This is a genomic window from Paraburkholderia tagetis (genome assembly GCF_022213065.1).
Taxonomy (GTDB): domain Bacteria; phylum Pseudomonadota; class Gammaproteobacteria; order Burkholderiales; family Burkholderiaceae; genus Paraburkholderia; species Paraburkholderia tagetis.
The window spans coordinates 143,958-162,912 of the sequence record NZ_JAKLJA010000005.1 but is presented as its reverse complement, the minus strand read 5'-3'; the positions used below and the strand labels follow the sequence as shown (position 1 = coordinate 162,912).

The window sequence follows — 18,955 nt, the reverse complement described above, 5'->3', positions numbered from 1 at the left end:
TAAAATCGTAATTTTAAACGAGTTGGGCGTTTCCCATTTTCCTATGAGCATCATCGACAACAGAAAAGCGTTCTTCGATTACTTCATCGAAGAGCGCCACGAGGCGGGACTCGTGCTCGAAGGATGGGAGGTCAAGGCCATGCGCGCCGGGCGAGCCAACATCAAGGAAAGCTACGTCGTGATCAAGGACGGCGAACTGTACCTGATCGGCACGCACATCAGCCCGCTGCCCGAAGCCTCGACGCACATCCACCCGGACCCCACGCGCACGCGCAAGCTGCTGCTCCACCGCGAAGAGATCGACAAACTGATCGGCAAGGTCGAGCAGCGCGGGTTCACGCTCGTGCCGCTGAACTTCCACTACAAGGGCGGCCGCGTGAAGTGCGAGATCGGCCTCGCGAAGGGCAAGAAGCTGCACGACAAGCGCGAAACCGAGAAGCAGCGCGACTGGCAGCGCGAAAAGGCGCGCTTGATGCGCACGCCCACCTGAGCGCAGCGCGCATCGGTCCGTCACTTCACCGACCCGCGAGCCAGACGCGGCAAAAGTGGCGGAAATAAAAATGGGCGGCCCGAGCCGCCCATTTTTGTGGCCTTTTGACAGCCTTTTTGTGGCCTATTTGTGGCCGCTATCGTGCCTCGCCCGGCTCAAACGCCCTTCGCCGTATCCCGGCCCAACTGCGTCTCCTGCATACCCGTGCGATTCACGATGGTGAGCGCCGAGGCGATCATCGAACTCAAATCGCTCATATTGCCGGGCACGATCAGCGTATTGCCCTGCTTTGCGAGGTTGCCGAACGCCGTGACGTACTGCTCCGCCACCTTGAGGTTGACGGCGTCCATGCCGCCTTGGGCCTGAATCGAGTTGCCGATCTTCTGGATGGCCTGCGCATTCGCCTCGGCCACCGCCAGAATCGCGGCCGCCTGACCTTGGGCCTGGTTGATGGCCGCCTGCTTCTCGCCTTCCGACTTCTGGATCGCTGCCTCGCGCGCGCCGGCCGCGAGGTTGATCTGCTCCTGCTTGCGCCCTTCCGAGGCCGCGATCAGCGCGCGCTTCTCCCGCTCCGCCGTAATCTGCGCCTGCATGGCGTGCAGAATTTCCTTCGGCGGCGTGAGATCCTTGATCTCGTAGCGCAGTACCTTCACACCCCAGTTGGCGGCCGCCTCGTCGAGCGCCGAAACCACACTGTGATTGATGAAATCGCGCTCCTCGAAGGTCTTGTCGAGCTCCAGTTTGCCGATCACCGAGCGCAGCGTGGTCTGGGAAAGCTGCGTGATCGCGAACACGAAGTTGCTCGAGCCATACGAGGCCTTCATCGGATCGGTCACCTGGAAGTACAGCACGCCGTCCACCTGGAGCTGGGTGTTGTCGCGCGTGATACAGATCTGGCTCGGCACATCGAGCGGGATTTCCTTGAGCACGTGCTTGTAGGCCACTCGGTCGATGAACGGCAGCACGATCGAGAGGCCCGGCGTGAGCGTGGAGTGGTAGCGGCCCAGCCGCTCGAGCACCCAGGCATGCTGCTGCGGCACGATCTTCATGGTCTTCGAGATCAGCACGATGACGATCACGAGCAGGATGACCCCGACGATTGGCACTTGCATACGCTTCCCCCAATTGGCTTCGATTTGACTTCGATTTAGCTTCTTCGATGCAAGACCTGCGTCGCCCTGCCAGTCGGCCGATGCGTGCCCCTTCAGGCGTGGCGCGTGTCTTCGTGAGCCCCGTGCGGGCCCGCACCCGAGGCTGCACGCCTGGCCACGACAACAAGCCAATTGCCCCGTACCGCCTTGATTTCGTAGAGGTGAGCGTCCTCGGGCTCACCTGGCGCGAGTTCGACGTCCCATTCGGCGCCTCGATACATCGTGCGCGCACGCCTATCGCGCCACACGGCAACCGGGAGCGTCGAGCCGATGTCGAGATTCACGCCCGGATCGGTCGATGCATCGACCATGCGCCGGCGCCGCCCGAACCGCGAGCGCCGCAGCACGATCACGGCCGCCAGCGCCACGAGCGCCGCTATCACCAGTTGCAGGTCGAGCGGCGCGCCCAGCTCATACGAGAGCACGCCCGCGAGGAAGCCGAGCGCGATCATCAGCAGATAGAACGTGCCGGTCATCAGCTCGGCCACGATCAGCACGCCTGCGCCGATCCACCAGAACAAACCATGCGGACCCACGTCGACCTCCCAAAGTAAAACACCCCGGCTTGACCGGGGTGTTATAGCACGAAGCTGACACTATTTTGCGCAGCGTGCAAAGCGAGGCGTAAGCCGCCTCGACTTCCGCACGCCGCGCGCGCCAAAGTAGCGTCAACAGGCGGGCATTACTTCGCCTGTGCCTTCGCGAGTGCCTGCCACGTCTCGATGACCGTGTCAGGGTTCAGCGACATCGACGCGATGCCTTCGTCGGCGAGCCAGCGGGCGAAGTCCGGATGATCGGACGGCCCCTGGCCGCAAATGCCGACGTATTTGCCGAGGCGAAGGCAGGTTTCGATCGCGCGCTTCAACATGAACTTCACGGCCGGATCGCGTTCGTCGAAATCGGCGGCCAGCAGTTCCATGCCCGAGTCCCGGTCGAGGCCGAGCGTGAGCTGCGTGAGGTCGTTCGAACCGATCGAGAAACCGTCGAAGTACTGCAGGAACTCTTCGGCGAGAATCGCGTTCGACGGCACTTCGCACATCATGATGAGCTTGAGGCCGTTCACGCCGCGCTTGAGGCCGAACTTCTCGAGCAGGCCCACCACGCGCTCCGCCTGCTTGAGCGTGCGCACGAACGGCACCATGATCTCGACGTTCGAGAGACCCATCTCTTCACGCACGCGCTTGAGCGCGAGGCATTCCATCTCGAACGCTTGCGCGAAGTCCTCGGCGATGTAGCGCGAGGCGCCGCGGAAGCCCAGCATCGGGTTTTCCTCGTCCGGCTCGTAGCGCGAGCCGCCGATCAGCTTCTTGTACTCGTTCGACTTGAAGTCCGAGAGACGCACGATGACGGGCTTCGGATAAAACGCCGCCGCGATCGTGGCGATGCCTTCCGTGAGCTTGTCGACGTAGAACGCACGCGGCGACGCATGACCGCGCGCCACGCTCTCGACCGCCTTCTTCAGGTCTGCATCGACGTTCGGGTACTCGAGGATCGCCTTCGGGTGCACGCCGATGTTGTTGTTGATGATGAACTCGAGACGCGCGAGGCCCACACCTGCGTTCGGCAGTTGCGAGAAGTCGAACGCGAGCTGCGGATTGCCGACGTTCATCATGATCTTGACCGCAATCGCCGGCAGCTCGCCACGCTGAACTTCGCTGACTTCGGTTTCGAGCAGACCGTCATAGATGCGGCCTTCGTCGCCTTCCGCGCACGACACGGTCACGAGCGAGCCGTCCTTGAGCATGTCGGTCGCGTCGCCGCAACCCACGACTGCCGGGACGCCCAGCTCACGCGCGATGATCGCCGCGTGGCAGGTACGGCCGCCACGATTCGTGACGATGGCCGAAGCGCGCTTCATCACCGGCTCCCAGTTCGGGTCGGTCATGTCGGCGACCAGCACGTCGCCCGGCTGCACGCGCTCCATTTCGGACGGATCGTGAATCACCTTCACGCGGCCCGCGCCGATCTTCTGGCCGATCGCGCGGCCCGTTGCCAGAACCTGCGACTGGCCCTTGAGCTTGAAGCGCTGCTCGATCTTGCCCGCGGCCTGGCTCTTCACCGTCTCCGGACGTGCCTGGAGAATGAAGATCTTGCCATCGAGGCCGTCCTTGCCCCACTCGATGTCCATCGGACGCTGATAGTGCTTCTCGATGATGACGGCGTACTTGGCCAGCTCGATCACGTCTTCGTCGGTGATCGAGAAGCGGTTGCGCTGTTCGTGCGAGACGTCGACCGTCTTCACGCGGCCCGGCTCGCCCGGCTGCGTGAATTCCATCTTGATGAGCTTCGAGCCGATCGAGCGGCGGATGATCGGAGCCTTGCCCTGCGCGAGCGTGGTCTTGAAGACGTAGAACTCGTCCGGATTCACGGCGCCCTGCACGACCGTTTCACCAAGGCCATAGCTCGACGTGATGAACACGGCTTCCTTGAAGCCCGATTCCGTATCCAGCGTGAACATCACGCCTGCGGCGCCGCGGTCCGAACGGACCATGCGCTGCACGCCAGCCGACAGCGCGACTTCAGCGTGGGTGAAGCCCTTGTGGACACGATAGGAAATGGCGCGGTCGTTGTAGAGCGACGCGAACACGTGCTTGAGGCGATCGAGCACGTCTTCGATGCCCACCACATTCAGGTAGCTTTCCTGTTGACCGGCGAACGACGCGTCCGGCAGATCTTCTGCCGTAGCCGACGACCGCACCGCGAACGACAGCTCGCTCGGCGAGCTGGCCTGCAGCGTTTCGAAGCCCGCGCGAATGTCCGCTTCGAGCTTCGGCTGCAGCGGCGCGTCGACGATCCACTGGCGAATTTCCTTGCCCGCTTCGGCCAGTGCCTTGACGTCGTCGACGTCGAGCTTCTCCAGGCGAGCGGCAATCCGTTCGGTCAGGTTGTTGTGTTTCAGGAAGTCGCGGAAGGCGAGCGCGGTCGTGGCGAAGCCCGTGGGCACACGCACGCCAGCCTCAGCCAACTGGCTGATCATTTCGCCGAGCGAGGCGTTCTTGCCGCCCACGATCTCGACATCGGTCATCCGCAACTGCTCGAAAGGCACTACATACGCCTGATCCTTGGCAACGGTGTTAGTCATACAAGCCCCTAAGTGTGAAAAAAATTCACGATTGCGCAAGTGGGCTCGAACGCAGGCCGCCCATTGGAAGCGGATCTGCGCCTTGCGCAACCTGTTGGAGAAGCAATCGCAACCGCGACGGGGCTCTCATCCAGTGGAAGGAGAAGCAGGAAGATGCGTGCGATTGCGCGAAATTACCCGAAATCGCTGCAAATTGACGCCTGATTGAGCCACAATGGACTGCGATTTGGCGCGATTGACTGCAATTGCTTATCCAACAGGTTGCCGCTATTCTACCGTGCCGACTCTCCAAAATGTGTCTGTCGGCGAGAATCGCGCCTCGGAATCGTTACACAATGCTTCCCGGGACGCCACCGGGCGTTTCACCCGTCTGGCCCCACTCACGTACCCAGCCTCAACCGATGTCGCCTACCGTATTCATCGTCTCCGACGGTACCGGGATCACTGCCGAAACGTTCGCGCATTCGATCCTCTCGCAGTTCGACCAGAAGTTCCGCCTCGTGCGTCTGCCGTTCGTCGACTCGACGGACAAGGCTTACTCGACGGCAGAAAAGATCAACGAAGCCGCCGTGCACGAAGGCCGCCGCCCGATCGTCTTCACGACCCTGGTGGATAGCAACTCGAACGAGATCGTCAAGCGCTCGAACGCGCTCGTGCTCGACATGTTCCAGACCTTCGTCGAGCCGCTCGAGCAGGAGCTGGAGCTCAAGTCGAGCCACGCGATGGGCCGCGGCCACCAGAACGCCGACACCGACGAGTACAAGAACCGTATCGAGGCCATCAACTTCTCGCTCGCGCACGACGACGGCCAGTCCGACCGCAACCTCAACGACGCCGACGTGATCCTCGTGGGCGTGTCGCGCAGCGGCAAGACGCCGACCAGCCTCTATCTGGCGATGCAGTACGGCGTGAAAGCGGCCAACTATCCGCTGATCCCGGACGACTTCGAACGCGCCAAGCTGCCCAATTCACTGCTTCCGTATCGCGGGAAGATTTTCGGGCTTTCGATCGATCCGCAACGTCTCACTGAAATCCGCAACGAGCGGCGGCCGGGCAGCAAGTACGCGGCGCTGGAGAACTGCCGTTATGAAGTGAACGAGGCCGAGGCAATGATGCGCCGCGAAAGCATCAAGTGGCTCTCGTCCACGCACAAGTCCATCGAGGAAATCGCCACCACGATCCTGCAGGAAATCCGCCTCGACAAACCGGTGTACTGAAGTTCACTTCGCATAGAAACGAAAAAGGCCTGCAGAGGTGGTGACCTGCGGGCCTTTTTGTTGCAACGATTTGAAGCAAATCACGCAACGTTCAGTGCGCGTGACGCTGCTGACGGCATTGCTCAAAGAGGCATACGGCTGCCGCCGCCGCTACATTCAGCGATTCCATGCCGCCCGGTTGCGGAATCGTCACGCGCAGTGCCGCCGCATCGCGCCAGAACTGCGAGACGCCCGCCCCTTCGTTGCCGAAAACCCACGCCACCTGCCCCGTGAGATCGCTCTCGTCGATAGCTCGCGCGCCATGCGAATCGGTGATCACAATCGGCACGCCGAGCATCTCGATCAGCGTCTCGGGATCGACGTTTTCGAAAACCTGCAGCAGGAAATGCGCGCCCATTGCCGAGCGCAGCACCTTCGACGACCACGCGTAGGCGGTTCCGGGCGTGCAAAACACCTTGTCGATCCCTGCGGCCGCCGCGCTACGCAGGATCGAGCCGACGTTGCCCGCGTCCTGCAAGCCATCGAGCACGAGGCAGGTCGATTCTACGTGCCCAGGCAGACGCGCCTCGGGCATGTCCACGAGCAGCAGCATGCCCACGCCGTGCACGACGTTCGAGATCTGGCCGAAGAGCGCGTCGGGCAAAGTGACCACCCGGCGCTCGTCCACGCGCGCAACGATGGCCTGAGCTTCGGCATGCGCGAGCGCGCCCTCGGTCACGATGCAGTATTCGGGCTGCGTGCCGCCGTCGAGCCATGCGCTCGCGAGGTGGAAGCCCTCGAGCAGGGCTTGATGGCTGCGCCGCTGCTGGTGCGTCGAGCCGGCCAGCGCTTTCAGGCGCTTGTAGAGCGGATTGTCGCGCGAAGTAATGGCTTTCACGGGCGGGCCTGGCGATCTGAAAAAGGATGGTTGGAAAGGAAAACGGCGCCGCACAGGGCGGCGCCGGATTGCATGGGCAGCGACATCGTGCGGGATCAGGCTGGCATGAAGGCGTCGTCGTCCGGACCGACGGCATCGTCTTCCAGCGCAGCTACGTCGCTGACCACGGTGGCCACACCGGGCAGCACGACGCCATGCAGCGCGTAGGCCTCGCGCACGGGCGCGAACGAGCGCCGGTGATGCTCGCAAGGGCCGTGCTCACGCAGCGCCGCGAGGTGCTGCGGCGTGCCATAGCCCGCGTGCGCATCGAAGCCGTAGTGGGGGAACGTCTCGTGCAACTGCGTCAGCATGCGGTCACGCGTCACCTTCGCGATGATGGAGGCCGCTGAAATACTGGGCACGAGCGCGTCGCCGCCGATCACGGCCTCGCTGCGCACCGGCATGACCGGGCAGCGATTGCCGTCGATCTTCGCGAGCGTGGGCGCGACGCTCAAGCCTTCGACCGCGCGCCGCATCGCCAGCATGGTCGCGTGCAGGATGTTGAGCGTGTCGATTTCTTCGACCGACGCCGATGCGACGCTCCATGCGAGCGAGCGCTCGACGATCCGGTCGTATAGCTTCTCGCGCGCCTGCGCAGTCAGCATCTTCGAATCGTTGAGTCCGCGAATGGGCCGCGCGGGATCGAGAATCACAGCAGCCGCGACCACCGGACCGGCGAGCGGACCGCGGCCGGCTTCGTCCACGCCGCAGATCACGTCGTCGGGAGACTCGAACAGCAGTCCGGCCTGACGCGCTGCCTTGCGACGCGCGGCGATCTTGAGCGCCACCTGCGACGGCGGCTTTCTGGTTAAAGCCGGGACCGCATTCGGGGTCGCAATCGGCGCCGATGGCGAGGACGATTCCGCCCTCGTCGGCGCCTGCGCACGCTTGATCGTCTTCTCGGTCATGCCTGCCCCCTGCGGCGCTCCACGACGCTGGCGACGACTTCCGCCGCGCGCTCCGCCGTGTTCTGGCGCAGTGCATGGTGCATCTGCGTGAACACTTCAGTTAGCGTGCGCCGGTTCGCCTCGTCGTGCAACTGCGTGAGCGTCGCGTCCGCGAGCGCCTCGGGCGTCGCGAAGTGCTGGAGGATCTCGGGCACCACGAAGCGCCCTGCCAGAATATTCGGCAGGCCGACATACGGCAGATAGCCCTGGCGGCGCATGATCTGCCCCGTGAGCCAGGGCACCTTGTACGAGATGACCATCGGCTTCTTGAGCAGCGCCGCCTCGAGCGTGACCGTACCGCTCTTCACGAGGATTGCGTCGGCGGCCGTCATCGCCACCTGGGACTGGCCGTCGATGATCGTGAGCGCGAGGCCCTGGTGCTGGTTAGCGAGCTCCTGCAACTGCGCGTGAATGGCCGGCGTCGCCGCAGGCATCACGAAGCGCAGGCCCGGCTCTCGCTGCTGCATGATCTGCATCGCGTCGAAGAACGTCGGGCCGATCAGGTTGATCTCGGAGCGGCGGCTGCCTGGCAGCACCGCGATCACCGGGCCGGACTCGGGCAAGCCGAGCGCGCGGCGCGCGCCGGGCACATCCGGCTCGAGCGGGATGTCGTCGGCGAGCGGATGCCCCACGTAGGTCGCCGCCACACCAGCTTTCTCGAGGATCGCCGGCTCGAACGGAAACACGCAGAGCATGTGATCCACCGCCTTCTGGATCTTCTTGATGCGGCCGCCGCGCCACGCCCAGATGGACGGGCACACGAAGTGGATCGTGGGAATGCCCGCGTCACGCAACGGGTGTTCGAGACCGAAGTTGAAATCGGGCGCGTCCACGCCGATAAAGACGTCGGGCGGATCCGCGAGCAGTTGATGCTTGAGTTCGCCGCGAATGCGCAGGATCTCGGGAATATGCTTGAGCGCCTCGACGTAGCCGCGCACCGAGAGCTTGTCCATCGGCCAGTGCGCATCGAAACCGGCGGCCTGCATGCGCGGCCCGCCAATTCCATAGTAGTGCGCAGTATCTGGTAGCCGGCTGGCCAGCCCCTTGAGCAGCGACGCCGCGAGCAGGTCGCCGGACGGCTCGCCGGCGACCATGGCGAGGCGCAACGGTCGGGTTTGCAGCGCCATCGGTTAGCGGATGATGCCGCGTTGCGACTGCTCGACGAAACCGAGCAGCGCCTTCACGTGCTCGTCGCCGTCACCGCCCGCTTGCGCGAGTTCGGCAAGCTGCACCTTCGCTTCTTCGAGCGACAGGCCGTTCTTGTACAGCGTCCGGTAGGCCGAGCGCAGCGCGGAGATTGCATCGGCCGAAAAGCCGCGGCGGCGCAGACCTTCTACGTTGACGCCGTGCGGCACCGCCTTGTTGCCCGCCGCGATGACGAACGGCGGCACGTCCTGCACGAGTGCCGATGCGCCGCCCACCATCGAATGCGCACCGATGCGCACGAACTGATGCACGCCCGTCATGCCGCCGACGATCGCGAAATCGTCGACGATCACATGGCCCGCGAGCTGCGCGTTGCTCGACATGATCACGTTGTTGCCGAGCCGGCAGTCGTGTCCCACGTGCACGTAGGACATGATCCAGTTGTCGTCGCCGACCACCGTGACGCCGGTGTCCTGCACCGTGCCCGTATGGATCGACGTGAACTCGCGAATGGTATTACGGTTGCCGATCACGAGCTTCGTGGGCTCGCCCTTGTACTTCATGTCCTGCGGACGGCCGCCGATGATCGCATAGTGGCCGATCGCGTTGTCCTCGCCGATCGTCGTGTGGCCTTCCAGCACGCTGTGCGAACCGATCCTGGTGCGCGCGCCAATGGTGACGTTGGCGCCGATCACCGCATACGGCCCGATCTCTACCGATTCATCGACTTGCGCGCCGGATTCGACGACCGCAGTGGGATGGATCCTGCTCATTCGTCCTCACTCTCCGATTCTGTTGCCGCGCCGGCGCACCTCGCCAGGGCTTAGGGCGCGCAGCGGCACGCGGCGGCGCATCTTACTGCGCCGCGTCCATTTTCTTGACGGTGCACATCAGTTCCGCCTCGCAGGCGACGACACCTTCCACTTCGGCTTGTGCCTTGAACTTCCAGATGCCGCGCATGTAGCGCTCGAACGTCACGTTCAGGATGAGCTGATCGCCCGGCTCGACCACGCGCTTGAAGCGCGCGCCGTCGATGCCGACGAAGTAGTAAAGCGTGTTCTCGAAGTCCTGCTCCTCTTCCGAAAACGTGAGGAGCGCGGCGGTTTGCGCCAGGGCTTCGAGGATCATCACGCCGGGCATGACCGGACGCTGCGGAAAATGGCCCGTGAAAAAGGGCTCATTGACGGTCACGTTCTTCAACGCCTTGATGCTCTTGTGCGGCACGAGTTCGGTGACCCGGTCCACCATCAGGAACGGATAACGGTGCGGAAGCAGCGTGAGGATCTTGTGGATGTCGAAGTTGAGTTTTTCGATGTTCATGGTGTTTCTGCTCACGCAGGAATTGCGTGTGACTGTCGATGCGATGTCTGAAAGTGTCCGGCATATCGAAGCCCGGCTCTGGCGGTATCCCTGCGGCCCGCGCTTCAGGCGCAGTATGCGCTACGCGCAACACTTCGTGCATGCGGATTGCCCCGGGTCTCGCAGACCGGGGTACGGTCAAGCCCCGAACCTGCTTCGTTATGCGTCGCCCTGTACCTTTTGGGCAGCGGCTTCGAGCGCCCTGATGCGGTCGCGCAGCTTGTCGATATTGCGTAGCAGCGCGGCGCTCTTGTTCCAGTCGGCGTGGTCCACCGCGGGGAATGCGCTCGTGTAAATACCCGCCTTGGGCAGCGACTTCGAGACGCCCGACTTCGCCGTGACGATCACGTAGTCGCCCAACGTGACGTGACCCGCGACGCCGACCGCGCCGCCGATCATGCAATGACGGCCGATCGTGGTGCTGCCCGCGATGCCTGCGCAGCCCGCGATCACGGTATACGCGCCAACCTTGCAGTTGTGGCCGATCTGCACGAGGTTGTCGATCTTGACGCACTCCTCGATGATCGTGTCGGCCATTGCACCACGGTCGATCGTGGTATTCGCACCAATCTCGACGTCGGTTCCGATCGAAACGCCGCCCACTTGCGGAATCTTCACCCAGCTGCCCGTGCGAGCATCGCCGTCACCCTTGAAATCGGGCGCAAAGCCAAAGCCGTCCGAGCCGATCACGGCGCCTGCGTGCACGATGGCGCGCGCACCGATCTTGCAGCCGTGGTAAACCGTCACGCCCGGGTAGAAATGCGAGCCCTCGCCCACCTGTGTGCCGCGCCCGATGAACACGTTGGCATCCAGCCGTACATGCTCGCCGATCGTGGCCCCCGCCTCGACCGTGACGTTCGGGCCAATCACTGCGCTCGCGGCGACCTTCGCGGTGGCGTCGACATGGGCGCTCGGGTGCACGCCCGGCTGTACCTTCGGCGCGGCGAGGTCGATGAACGCCTGCGCCACGCGTGCAAAATAAGCATACGGATTGGGTGTGACGATGAAGTTGCGCGCCTCGCGGGAAGCAAGCTTTTCGAGATCGTCCGGGCTGATGAGGACTGCGCCTGCGCGAGTCGTCTCGACCTGCGACAGATACTTCGGGTTGGCGAGGAACGCCAGCTGCTGCGGACCGGCCTGGTCGAGCGGCGCAAGCGAGCCGACACGTTGCGTCGGATCGCCGATCACTTCGCCGCCAAACCGCCCGGCGATGTCCTCAAGCGTAAAAGCCATGCGCGTGATGCTCCTGCCTTAATTGCTGCTGCCAGCGCCGCTCGACGCTGCAAGCGCCTTCAGGACCTGGTCGGTGATGTCGATGCGCGGGCTCACGTACACCGCTTCCTGCACGATCAAATCGTAGTGCTGCTGCTCGGCGATCTGCTTGATCACCTTGTTAGCCCGGTCCAGCACCGCCGCAAGCTCTTCGTTGCGACGCTGGTTCAGATCTTCGCGAAATTCACGCTGCTTGCGCTGGAAGTCGCTGTCGAGCTGCGACAGATCGCGCTGCTTCTGCGCGCGATCGCCAGGCGACATGCCCGGCCCGTTCTTGTCGAGGGCATCCGACATGGCCTTCAGGCGTTGCGCCATGTCCTGCAGGTCCTTGTCGCGCTTTGCGAACTCGGCTTCGAGCTTGGTTTGCGCGGCTTTCGCGGGGCCGGATTCGCGCAGGATGCGGTCGGAGTTGACCGCCGCGATCTTCGCTTCCTGCGCATGGGCCACGCCCGTGCCAGCAGCGAGCATCGCCAGCGACAGCGTCAAGGCCCCGATCGTCCGCCTGGAAAACATACCCGTTAGCAAAGTTATCCTCTCGTTTCTGTAAATGCCTGTTCTTGCGCGTGTCGTCAGAAGGCCGTACCAATCTGGAACTGGAACTTCTGGTACTGGTCACCCGTATGCTTCGTGACCGGGAAGCCCAGGCTCAGCTTGAGCGGGCCAATCGGCGAAATCCACGCAAGACCCACACCGTATGCGTAACGCAGACCGTTCGAGCCGATGCTGCTGCCCTCGTCGCCCCAGACGTTACCACCGTCGACAAAGGTGAAGACGCGCAGTGTGCGGTCGTAGCCAGTGCCCGGTAGCGGGAACGTGAGCTCGATGTTGCCGACCACCATCTTCGAGCCGCCGATCGGGTCGTTCGTCTTGGCGTCGCGCGGGCCGAGCGAGCTCGGTTCGTAGCCACGCACCGAGCCGATACCGCCCGCGTAGTAGTTCTTGAAGATCGGGTACGGCTTGCCGCCGAGGCCCTTGCCGTAACCGGCCTGGAAATTCATGCCCAGCACGAAACCGCGCGCGAACGAATAATAGTACTGAGCTTGCACGTCGGTCTTGATGTACGGCGTCGAGCCGACCGGCGTGCCCCATTCGAAGTTCGCCTGCGTGAAGTAGCCGCGGCTCGGAATCAGCGCGCTGTCACGCGCGTCGCGCGACCAGCCGATCGTGAACGGAATGTTGTTCGACACACGGCCGAAGTTCTTCACGTAGTCGATGTAGCTCTGCGGCGTGTACGCGTCGGTGTCGAGACGGTCCTGCTCGAAGCCGATGCCGAAGAAGACCGTATCGACTTCCGAGAACGGGATGCCGAACTTCAGGTCGCCGCCCGCCGTGACGATGCGGAAGCTCGAATCGGTCGAGTAGTACAGCGGCTGGTACGTGCGGTAGTAGACGTCGGTAATGCGCTTGATGCCGTCCACCGTGAAGTACGGGTCCACCTGCGTGACTGCCAGCGTGCGGTACGTCTTCGCGGTGTTCACGTTCACCGAGAGGCTCGTGCCCGAGCCGAACACGTTGTCCTGCGAGACACCGGCCGAGAGCACCACCTTGTCCGTGGAGGAGAAGCCCGCACCCAGCGTGATGGCGCCGGTCGGCTTTTCGGCCACCTTGACGTTCACGTCGACCTGGTCGGGCGTGCCCTCCACCGGAACCGTAGTCACGTCGACGTCGGTGAAGTAGCCGAGGCGGTTGATACGGTCTTTCGAGAGCGCGAGGCGGCTCGAATCGAACCACGAGCTTTCGAGCTGGCGCATTTCGCGCCGCACGACTTCGTCGCGCGTGCGTGTGTTGCCGATCACGTTGATGCGGCGCACGTACACGCGGCGGCTCGGATCGATCTGCAGCGTGAGGTCGACCGTGTGATCGGCCTGATTGATCTGCGGCAGCGCATTGACGGTCGCGAACGCGTAGCCGTATTCGCCGAGCTTGTCGACGATGGCCTTGGTCGTGGCCTGCAGCTTCTCGGCCGAGAAGCGGTCGCCCGGCTTGATCTTGACGAGCTTGTTGAGCTCGGCCTCGCGGTCGAGCAGATTGCCGGCCAGATGGATGCCGGAGATCTTGTAGGGCTCGCCCTCGTGGATCCCGACCGTCAGGTACATGTCCTTCTTGTCGGGCGAAATCGAAACCTGCGTCGAGTCGATGTTGAACTCGAGGTAGCCGTGATTCAGGTAGTACGAGCGCACGTTCTCGAGGTCGCCCGTGAGCTTTTCCTTCGAGTACAGGTCGTTCTTCGTGTACCACGAGAACCAGTTCGGCGTGGACAGCTGCATCTCCGAGAGGAGCGTGCCGCTGCTGTACGTCTTGTTGCCGATGAAGTTGATCTGGCGGATCTTCGCACTCGGGCCTTCGACCACCGAGAACAGCAGGCCAACGCGGTTGCGGTCGATCGGCGTGACCGTGGTCGTGACCTCGGCGGCATAGAAGCCGCGCGTGAGGTACTGGCGCTTGAGCTCCTGCTCGGCCTTGTCCACGAGCGCCTTGTCGTAGTAGCGGCCCTGCGAGAGGCCGACTGCGCGCAACGCCTTCGTGAGGTTGTCCTTGTCGAACTCCTTGATGCCCGCGAAGTCGATCGTGCCGATCGCCGGACGCTCCTGCACCTGCACGACGACGACACCGCCTTCGGTGCCGATGCGCACGTCGTTGAAGAAACCCGTCGCATACAATGCGCGAATGGCTTCGGAGGCCTTGTCGTCGGTGAACGTATCGCCCTGCTTGATGGGCAGGTACGCGAACACCGTGCCCGGCTCGACGCGTTGCAGTCCTTCGATGCGGATGTCCTGTACCACGAATGGCGTAGTCGCTGCATGAGCGACGAGACCATGTGCGGCGATCGCCGCGGCCGCAACCGTTTTTGGAACCAAGCGATGAGGTCTAAACAACGTGCTTCCCCAGTGTGTATAGCTGCATCAGATCGGGCGGCCCGCCCTCGGACGCCGCCAGACATCTTTAAAAATGGATTAACCGAGCCAGATCGTTGAACAACGCGATCGCCGACAGCGCGACGATGCAGGCAAGTCCCGCGCGCTGCAACACGAGCTGCCAGCGGTCCGAGACGGCTTTGCCCGTTACGGCTTCAACCGCATAATATAACAGATGCCCCCCATCCAATACCGGAATTGGGAGCAGGTTGAGTACGCCGAGGCTAATGCTGACAAGGGCGAGGAACGACAGGAACGCGGACGGACCGAGTCTTGCGCTCTTGCCTGCATAGTCAGCAATCGTCACCGGGCCCGACAGATTCTTCAGCGATGCCTCGCCCGTGAGCATGCGGCCGAACATGCGCAGCGAGTATATCGAGATGTCCCACGTGCGAAACGCGCCCAGCCGAATGCTCTCGATCGGCCCGTAACGCACGTCCACCGACAGCGCCTGCGCCGCGAGCGCCGCACCGATACGCCCCACTTCCTGGCCCGTTTCGCCGTCGCGCTGTGTCGCGGGCGTGACCGTGACCATCATCGTCTGCACCTGGCCTGCGTCCCCGGCTTGCGCGGCGTTTTGTTCGGCGTTTTGTGCTGCGCCGCGCGCGATCCGCAGATGCACGGGCTGGCCCGCATGAGCCTTCACATAGCCGATGAAAGTGCTTGCGCTGTCAACGGGACGGCCATCGATCGCAAGCAGACGATCGCCCTTTTCCAGCCCCGCCTGCTGTGCGGCGCTGCCCGCCTCCACGCCTGCGATCGTCAGCTTGCTGCCGCCGGCCTCGAGACCGAGCTTCGACATGAAGTCATCGTCGAGATCCTTGCTGGTGAGGTGCGAGAGATCGAGGGGAAAGTCGTAAGTGCCGCCGCCATCGCGCGCGGAAAGCACCACGCGATTTTGATCGAAGGCCGCGGATAGCAGCTTCCAGCGCAGATCCGCCCACGAGCGCACGGGCTCGGTATCGTTGCCATTGGCGTCGCTCACGGAAACAATGGTTTCGCCACCCTGAAAACCGGCCTGCGCGGCGACCGTTTGTGCCGGCGGCACGGCCACGATCGCGGACGGCTCGGTCACGCCGCTCGCGAACACCCCCGCGAAGAGCACGATGGCAAGAATGAAATTGGCAACCGGCCCGGCGGCGACGATGGCGATGCGCTTGCCGACCGACTGCCGATTGAAGGCGTGCGGCAAGTCAGCCTCGGGAATCTTGTCCTGCTTGTCCGTCAGCTCGCGCTCGTCGAGCATCTTGACGTACCCGCCGAGCGGCAGCGCCGAGATCGTCCACTCGGTGCCGCTCTTCTGGCTGACCCATTGCACGAGCGGCTTGCCGAAGCCGATCGAAAACCGCAGAACCTTGACGCCGCACAGGCGCGCGATGCTGTAGTGCCCATACTCGTGCACGACGACGAGTACGCCGATCGCCACGACAAAAGCCACCAGTTCGGTGAGCAGATTCATATGTGCCTCCTCTGCTGGAAGCAGCGCGCCGATGCGGGGCAACCTCATTGGCGGGCCGACGAGCCTGCAAGCAGGCCCTCATGTACCCTCGGGCGGCCTGCGCGCAGCCCGGGAGCGGCCCGAGCGAGGTCTCAGGCCGGCACCGGCAGGCTGTCGATAATCTTGAGCGCCGCGCGGCGCGCGGCTGCGTCGGCTTCGAGTACGACGTCGAGGCTCGCGGCGCTGCGATTGTCCAGCGCATTGAGCACCGCGTCGACCGTTTGCGCGATCGCCATGAAACCGATCCGGCGGTTGAGAAACGCGTCCACCGCGACTTCGTTGGCCGCGTTGAGCGTGGCGCTCGCCACGCCGCCCTCGGCCAGCGCCTTCATGGCCAGCGCAAGGCACGGGAAACGTGCGTAGTCCGGCTTCTCGAAATTGAGCGTCGCCACCTGAGTCAGGTCGAGTTGCGCCACGCCCGAATCCACGCGATCCGGGAATGCCAGCGCGTGCGCAATCGGCGTGCGCATGTCCGGGTTGCCCAGTTGCGCGAGCACCGAGCCGTCCGCGTACGAGACCATCGAATGGATCACGCTCTGCGGGTGGATCAGCACGTCGATGCGATCGCCTGGCAGATCGAACAGATAATGCGCCTCGATGACCTCGAGACCCTTGTTCATCATCGTGGCCGAGTCGACGGAGATCTTGCGGCCCATCGACCAGTTCGGGTGCTTGCAGGCCTCGTCCGGCGTCACGCCAACGAGCGTGGCCGGCTCGCGCGTGCGGAACGGGCCGCCCGAAGCGGTCAGAATAATCTTCGTCACGCCACCATGCTTCGTGCCTTCGGACGGCAGGCACTGGAACACGGCGTTGTGCTCGCTGTCCACCGGCAAAAGCACCGCGCCGTTCTCGCGCGCGGCATCCATGAAGATGTCGCCCGACATCACGAGCGCTTCCTTGTTCGCGAGCAGGATGCGCTTGCCGGCCTGCCCCGCCGCGAGCGTGGGCACGAGGCCCGCTGCGCCCACGATGGCCGCGACCACGGTGTCGCAGCCATCGCTCTTCGCGACCTCGACGAGCGCCTGCGGCCCGTATGTCACGACGGTCTTCGAGCCGGCCGCGCGCAGCTTGCGCTCGACCGCCGCGGCCGTGTCGGCGTCGCCGACCACGGCCACTTCGGGCGCGAAGCGCAAACATTGCTCGACGAGCTTGTCGCCGTTGCGGTGCGCGGTAAGCGCGTAGACGGAGAAGCGTTGCGGATGACGCGCGACCACGTCGAGCGTGCTGTCTCCGATCGAGCCCGTGGACCCGAGCAAGGTGAGTCGTTTTTGCATTTTCATTTCTCTAACCGGGCGTCTCTAACCGAGTGCCCAAGTGCCTCTAAGCAAGCAGCAGCATGGCAAGCGGCAACACCGGCAACAACGCGTCGATGCGGTCGAGCACGCCGCCGTGGCCTGGCAGGAGGCCGCTCGAATCTTTTACGCCCGCCTGGCGCTTCGTCATCGACTCGAACAGATCGCCGATCACACTGAACGCGACCAGCACGGTAAGCACCAGAAGCGCCCGGCCAAGCCCCTGATGGTCGGCGAGCTCCGAATACAGGGTCGGCTCGAACGCATGCAGCGCGAGCGCGGCGATGGACACCACCATCACGGCCACCCAGCCGCCCACGGCGCCTTCCCAGGTCTTGCCCGGGCTGATCGATGGCGCGAGCTTATGCTTTCCGAATGCCTTACCAGCAAAGTATGCGCCGATATCGGCGAGCCAGACCACCAGCAGCAGCGAGAGCACGAATGCGATGCCCACCGCGCGTGCCGCGACCAGCGCGTGCCAGCAGGCGCTGAAAATCACGAGTCCGGCGGCGAGCAGAAACGCACGCCAGACACCCGCAGCGAGCGTAGGCTTGCGCACGAGCACGTAGGGGCCTGCGATGACCCAGAAGATGCCGGCCGCCTGATAGAGCGGATGCGCCGATGCGAGCCGCTGGCTCGCGAGCACGACCAGCACCGCAATTGCCGCGTAGACGACCGAGCCCACTTTGCCGGCGTTGAGCAGGCGCGCCCACTCCCACGCGGCGAACAACACCACGAGGCCGATCAGCACGCCAAACCAGGCAACCGGCGCGAACAGCGTGACCGGCAGCAAGACGGCCAGCAGGACGATCGCCGTGATGACACGGGTCTTTAGCATGAAAGAGAGTCGGCGTTCTGGGATTGTTTTGCGAGCTGGGCGCTCGTGCGGCCAAAGCGGCGCTCACGTTCGGCATAGGAGGCGATCGCGCGATTGAGCGCCTCGGCGTTGAAGTCCGGCCAGAACGTTTCGGTAAAATAAAATTCTGCGTATGCGAGCTGCCACAGCAAGAAATTACTCACTCGCCGCTCACCACCCGTGCGAATGAAGAGATCCGGCTCCGGCGCGTAGCTCATGGCCAGGTACTGGCCAATCGTGTCCTCGGTGACGGGCACCGGCTCGCCGGCTGCCGCAGCCGCTTCAACCAGCTTGCGGGTCGCCTGCATGATGTCCCAGCGGCCGCCGTAGTTCGCGGCGATGGTCAGCGTGAGACGGGTGTTGCGCGCGGTCTTGGTTTCCGCGCGGCGGATCAGGTCCTGGATGCGTTCGTTGAACATCGACAGGTCGCCGACCACGCGCAGGCAAATGCCGTTCGCATGCAGACGCGCCACTTCGCGCTCGAGCGCGGTGACGAACAAACGCATGAGGAACGAGACTTCGTCGGTCGGACGTCGCCAGTTCTCCGAACTGAAAGCGAACAGCGTGAGGTATTCGACGCCGCTCTGGACGCAGGCCTCGACGACCGAGCGCACGGCGTCCACGCCGCGCGTATGGCCCGCGACGCGCGGCAAGCGGCGTTGAGTCGCCCAACGGCCATTGCCGTCCATGATGATCGCGATGTGGCGCGGCACGGCCGCCACGTCGGGCACGCGAACGGTTGAGCTGGTATAGGTCATGGCCGTCAGACTAAAACTGCAGATACGGACAATAGGGCAAGAGACCCTGGCGGAAC

General features: G+C 63.8%; 17 protein-coding genes. 2 read left to right on the top strand and 15 right to left on the bottom strand.

Going from position 1 to position 18,955, the window contains the following annotated elements; translation table 11 throughout:
- The first annotated feature begins 43 nt into the window (after positions 1-43).
- Positions 44-490 carry an SsrA-binding protein SmpB gene (gene smpB, locus L5014_RS09460; RefSeq protein ID WP_028219508.1) on the top strand — a complete coding sequence of 149 codons (447 nt, stop codon included), beginning with the start codon at positions 44-46 and terminating at the stop codon, positions 488-490.
- Between the two features lie 155 nt (positions 491-645).
- Here the strand turns inward: smpB and L5014_RS09455 are convergent, their stop codons facing one another.
- From L5014_RS09455 to ppsA, 3 genes are all read right to left on the bottom strand, one after another.
- A complete protein-coding gene (locus L5014_RS09455) occupies positions 646-1,602 on the bottom strand; it encodes an SPFH domain-containing protein (RefSeq protein ID WP_238463362.1) in 957 nt (318 codons plus the stop codon).
- Positions 1,603-1,694: 92 nt separating this feature from the next.
- Complete coding sequence (locus tag L5014_RS09450) at positions 1,695-2,177, bottom strand: NfeD family protein (protein WP_238463361.1); 483 nt, start codon at positions 2,175-2,177, stop codon at positions 1,695-1,697.
- 146 nt (positions 2,178-2,323) lie between these two features.
- Positions 2,324-4,723, bottom strand: coding sequence for a phosphoenolpyruvate synthase (ppsA, locus tag L5014_RS09445; protein ID WP_238463360.1), 2,400 nt, complete (start codon positions 4,721-4,723; stop codon positions 2,324-2,326).
- Positions 4,724-5,124: 401 nt separating this feature from the next.
- Between ppsA and ppsR the strand changes: the two genes are divergently transcribed.
- The gene (ppsR, locus tag L5014_RS09440) at positions 5,125-5,940 is read left to right on the top strand and encodes a posphoenolpyruvate synthetase regulatory kinase/phosphorylase PpsR (RefSeq protein WP_238463359.1); all 816 of its coding nucleotides are present in this window, start codon (positions 5,125-5,127) and stop codon (positions 5,938-5,940) included.
- Positions 5,941-6,031: 91 nt separating this feature from the next.
- Here the strand turns inward: ppsR and L5014_RS09435 are convergent, their stop codons facing one another.
- From L5014_RS09435 to uppS, 12 genes are all read right to left on the bottom strand, one after another.
- Entirely contained in the window at positions 6,032-6,817 is a 786-nt protein-coding gene (locus L5014_RS09435) for a TrmH family RNA methyltransferase (protein ID WP_238463358.1), read from the bottom strand.
- Between the two features lie 95 nt (positions 6,818-6,912).
- Positions 6,913-7,764 (bottom strand): ribonuclease HII, encoded by an 852-nt coding sequence (gene rnhB, locus L5014_RS09430; protein ID WP_238463357.1) that lies wholly within the window; start codon positions 7,762-7,764, stop codon positions 6,913-6,915.
- Entirely contained in the window at positions 7,761-8,930 is a 1,170-nt protein-coding gene (gene lpxB, locus L5014_RS09425; RefSeq protein ID WP_238463356.1) for a lipid-A-disaccharide synthase, read from the bottom strand. Before lpxB ends, rnhB begins: the two co-directional genes overlap by 4 nt.
- Positions 8,931-8,933: 3 nt before the next feature.
- The gene (gene lpxA, locus L5014_RS09420; protein WP_238463355.1) at positions 8,934-9,722 is read right to left on the bottom strand and encodes an acyl-ACP--UDP-N-acetylglucosamine O-acyltransferase; all 789 of its coding nucleotides are present in this window, start codon (positions 9,720-9,722) and stop codon (positions 8,934-8,936) included.
- Positions 9,723-9,804: 82 nt separating this feature from the next.
- Complete coding sequence (fabZ, locus tag L5014_RS09415; RefSeq protein ID WP_238463354.1) at positions 9,805-10,269, bottom strand: 3-hydroxyacyl-ACP dehydratase FabZ; 465 nt, start codon at positions 10,267-10,269, stop codon at positions 9,805-9,807.
- Positions 10,270-10,467: 198 nt separating this feature from the next.
- Positions 10,468-11,541, bottom strand: coding sequence for a UDP-3-O-(3-hydroxymyristoyl)glucosamine N-acyltransferase (gene lpxD, locus L5014_RS09410; RefSeq protein ID WP_238463353.1), 1,074 nt, complete (start codon positions 11,539-11,541; stop codon positions 10,468-10,470).
- An 18-nt stretch (positions 11,542-11,559) separates the two neighbouring features.
- Positions 11,560-12,105 carry an OmpH/Skp family outer membrane protein gene (locus L5014_RS09405; protein WP_238463352.1) on the bottom strand — a complete coding sequence of 182 codons (546 nt, stop codon included), beginning with the start codon at positions 12,103-12,105 and terminating at the stop codon, positions 11,560-11,562.
- 44 nt (positions 12,106-12,149) lie between these two features.
- Entirely contained in the window at positions 12,150-14,456 is a 2,307-nt protein-coding gene (bamA, locus tag L5014_RS09400; protein WP_238463351.1) for an outer membrane protein assembly factor BamA, read from the bottom strand.
- Between the two features lie 67 nt (positions 14,457-14,523).
- Positions 14,524-15,954 (bottom strand): RIP metalloprotease RseP, encoded by a 1,431-nt coding sequence (gene rseP, locus L5014_RS09395; RefSeq protein ID WP_238463350.1) that lies wholly within the window; start codon positions 15,952-15,954, stop codon positions 14,524-14,526.
- Between the two features lie 131 nt (positions 15,955-16,085).
- Complete coding sequence (locus L5014_RS09390; protein ID WP_238463349.1) at positions 16,086-17,267, bottom strand: 1-deoxy-D-xylulose-5-phosphate reductoisomerase; 1,182 nt, start codon at positions 17,265-17,267, stop codon at positions 16,086-16,088.
- A gap of 46 nt (positions 17,268-17,313) precedes the next feature.
- Positions 17,314-18,123 (bottom strand): phosphatidate cytidylyltransferase, encoded by an 810-nt coding sequence (locus L5014_RS09385; protein ID WP_238463348.1) that lies wholly within the window; start codon positions 18,121-18,123, stop codon positions 17,314-17,316.
- Complete coding sequence (gene uppS, locus L5014_RS09380) at positions 18,117-18,899, bottom strand: polyprenyl diphosphate synthase (protein WP_238463347.1); 783 nt, start codon at positions 18,897-18,899, stop codon at positions 18,117-18,119. Before uppS ends, L5014_RS09385 begins: the two co-directional genes overlap by 7 nt.
- Between the last annotated feature and the right edge of the window lie 56 nt (positions 18,900-18,955).

What these genes read in the sequence shown, in the direction of transcription:
- smpB (WP_028219508.1), top strand. Translation starts at nt 44, where the DNA reads ATGAGCATCATCGACAACAGAAAAGCGTTCTTCGATTACTTCATCGAA.
- L5014_RS09455 (WP_238463362.1), bottom strand. Translation starts at nt 1,602, where the DNA reads ATGCAAGTGCCAATCGTCGGGGTCATCCTGCTCGTGATCGTCATCGTG.
- ppsA (WP_238463360.1), bottom strand. Translation starts at nt 4,723, where the DNA reads ATGACTAACACCGTTGCCAAGGATCAGGCGTATGTAGTGCCTTTCGAG.
- ppsR (WP_238463359.1), top strand. Translation starts at nt 5,125, where the DNA reads ATGTCGCCTACCGTATTCATCGTCTCCGACGGTACCGGGATCACTGCC.
- rnhB (WP_238463357.1), bottom strand. Translation starts at nt 7,764, where the DNA reads ATGACCGAGAAGACGATCAAGCGTGCGCAGGCGCCGACGAGGGCGGAA.
- lpxB (WP_238463356.1), bottom strand. Translation starts at nt 8,930, where the DNA reads ATGGCGCTGCAAACCCGACCGTTGCGCCTCGCCATGGTCGCCGGCGAG.
- lpxA (WP_238463355.1), bottom strand. Translation starts at nt 9,722, where the DNA reads ATGAGCAGGATCCATCCCACTGCGGTCGTCGAATCCGGCGCGCAAGTC.
- fabZ (WP_238463354.1), bottom strand. Translation starts at nt 10,269, where the DNA reads ATGAACATCGAAAAACTCAACTTCGACATCCACAAGATCCTCACGCTG.
- lpxD (WP_238463353.1), bottom strand. Translation starts at nt 11,541, where the DNA reads ATGGCTTTTACGCTTGAGGACATCGCCGGGCGGTTTGGCGGCGAAGTG.
- rseP (WP_238463350.1), bottom strand. Translation starts at nt 15,954, where the DNA reads ATGAATCTGCTCACCGAACTGGTGGCTTTTGTCGTGGCGATCGGCGTA.
- L5014_RS09390 (WP_238463349.1), bottom strand. Translation starts at nt 17,267, where the DNA reads ATGCAAAAACGACTCACCTTGCTCGGGTCCACGGGCTCGATCGGAGAC.
- L5014_RS09385 (WP_238463348.1), bottom strand. Translation starts at nt 18,123, where the DNA reads ATGCTAAAGACCCGTGTCATCACGGCGATCGTCCTGCTGGCCGTCTTG.
- uppS (WP_238463347.1), bottom strand. Translation starts at nt 18,899, where the DNA reads ATGACCTATACCAGCTCAACCGTTCGCGTGCCCGACGTGGCGGCCGTG.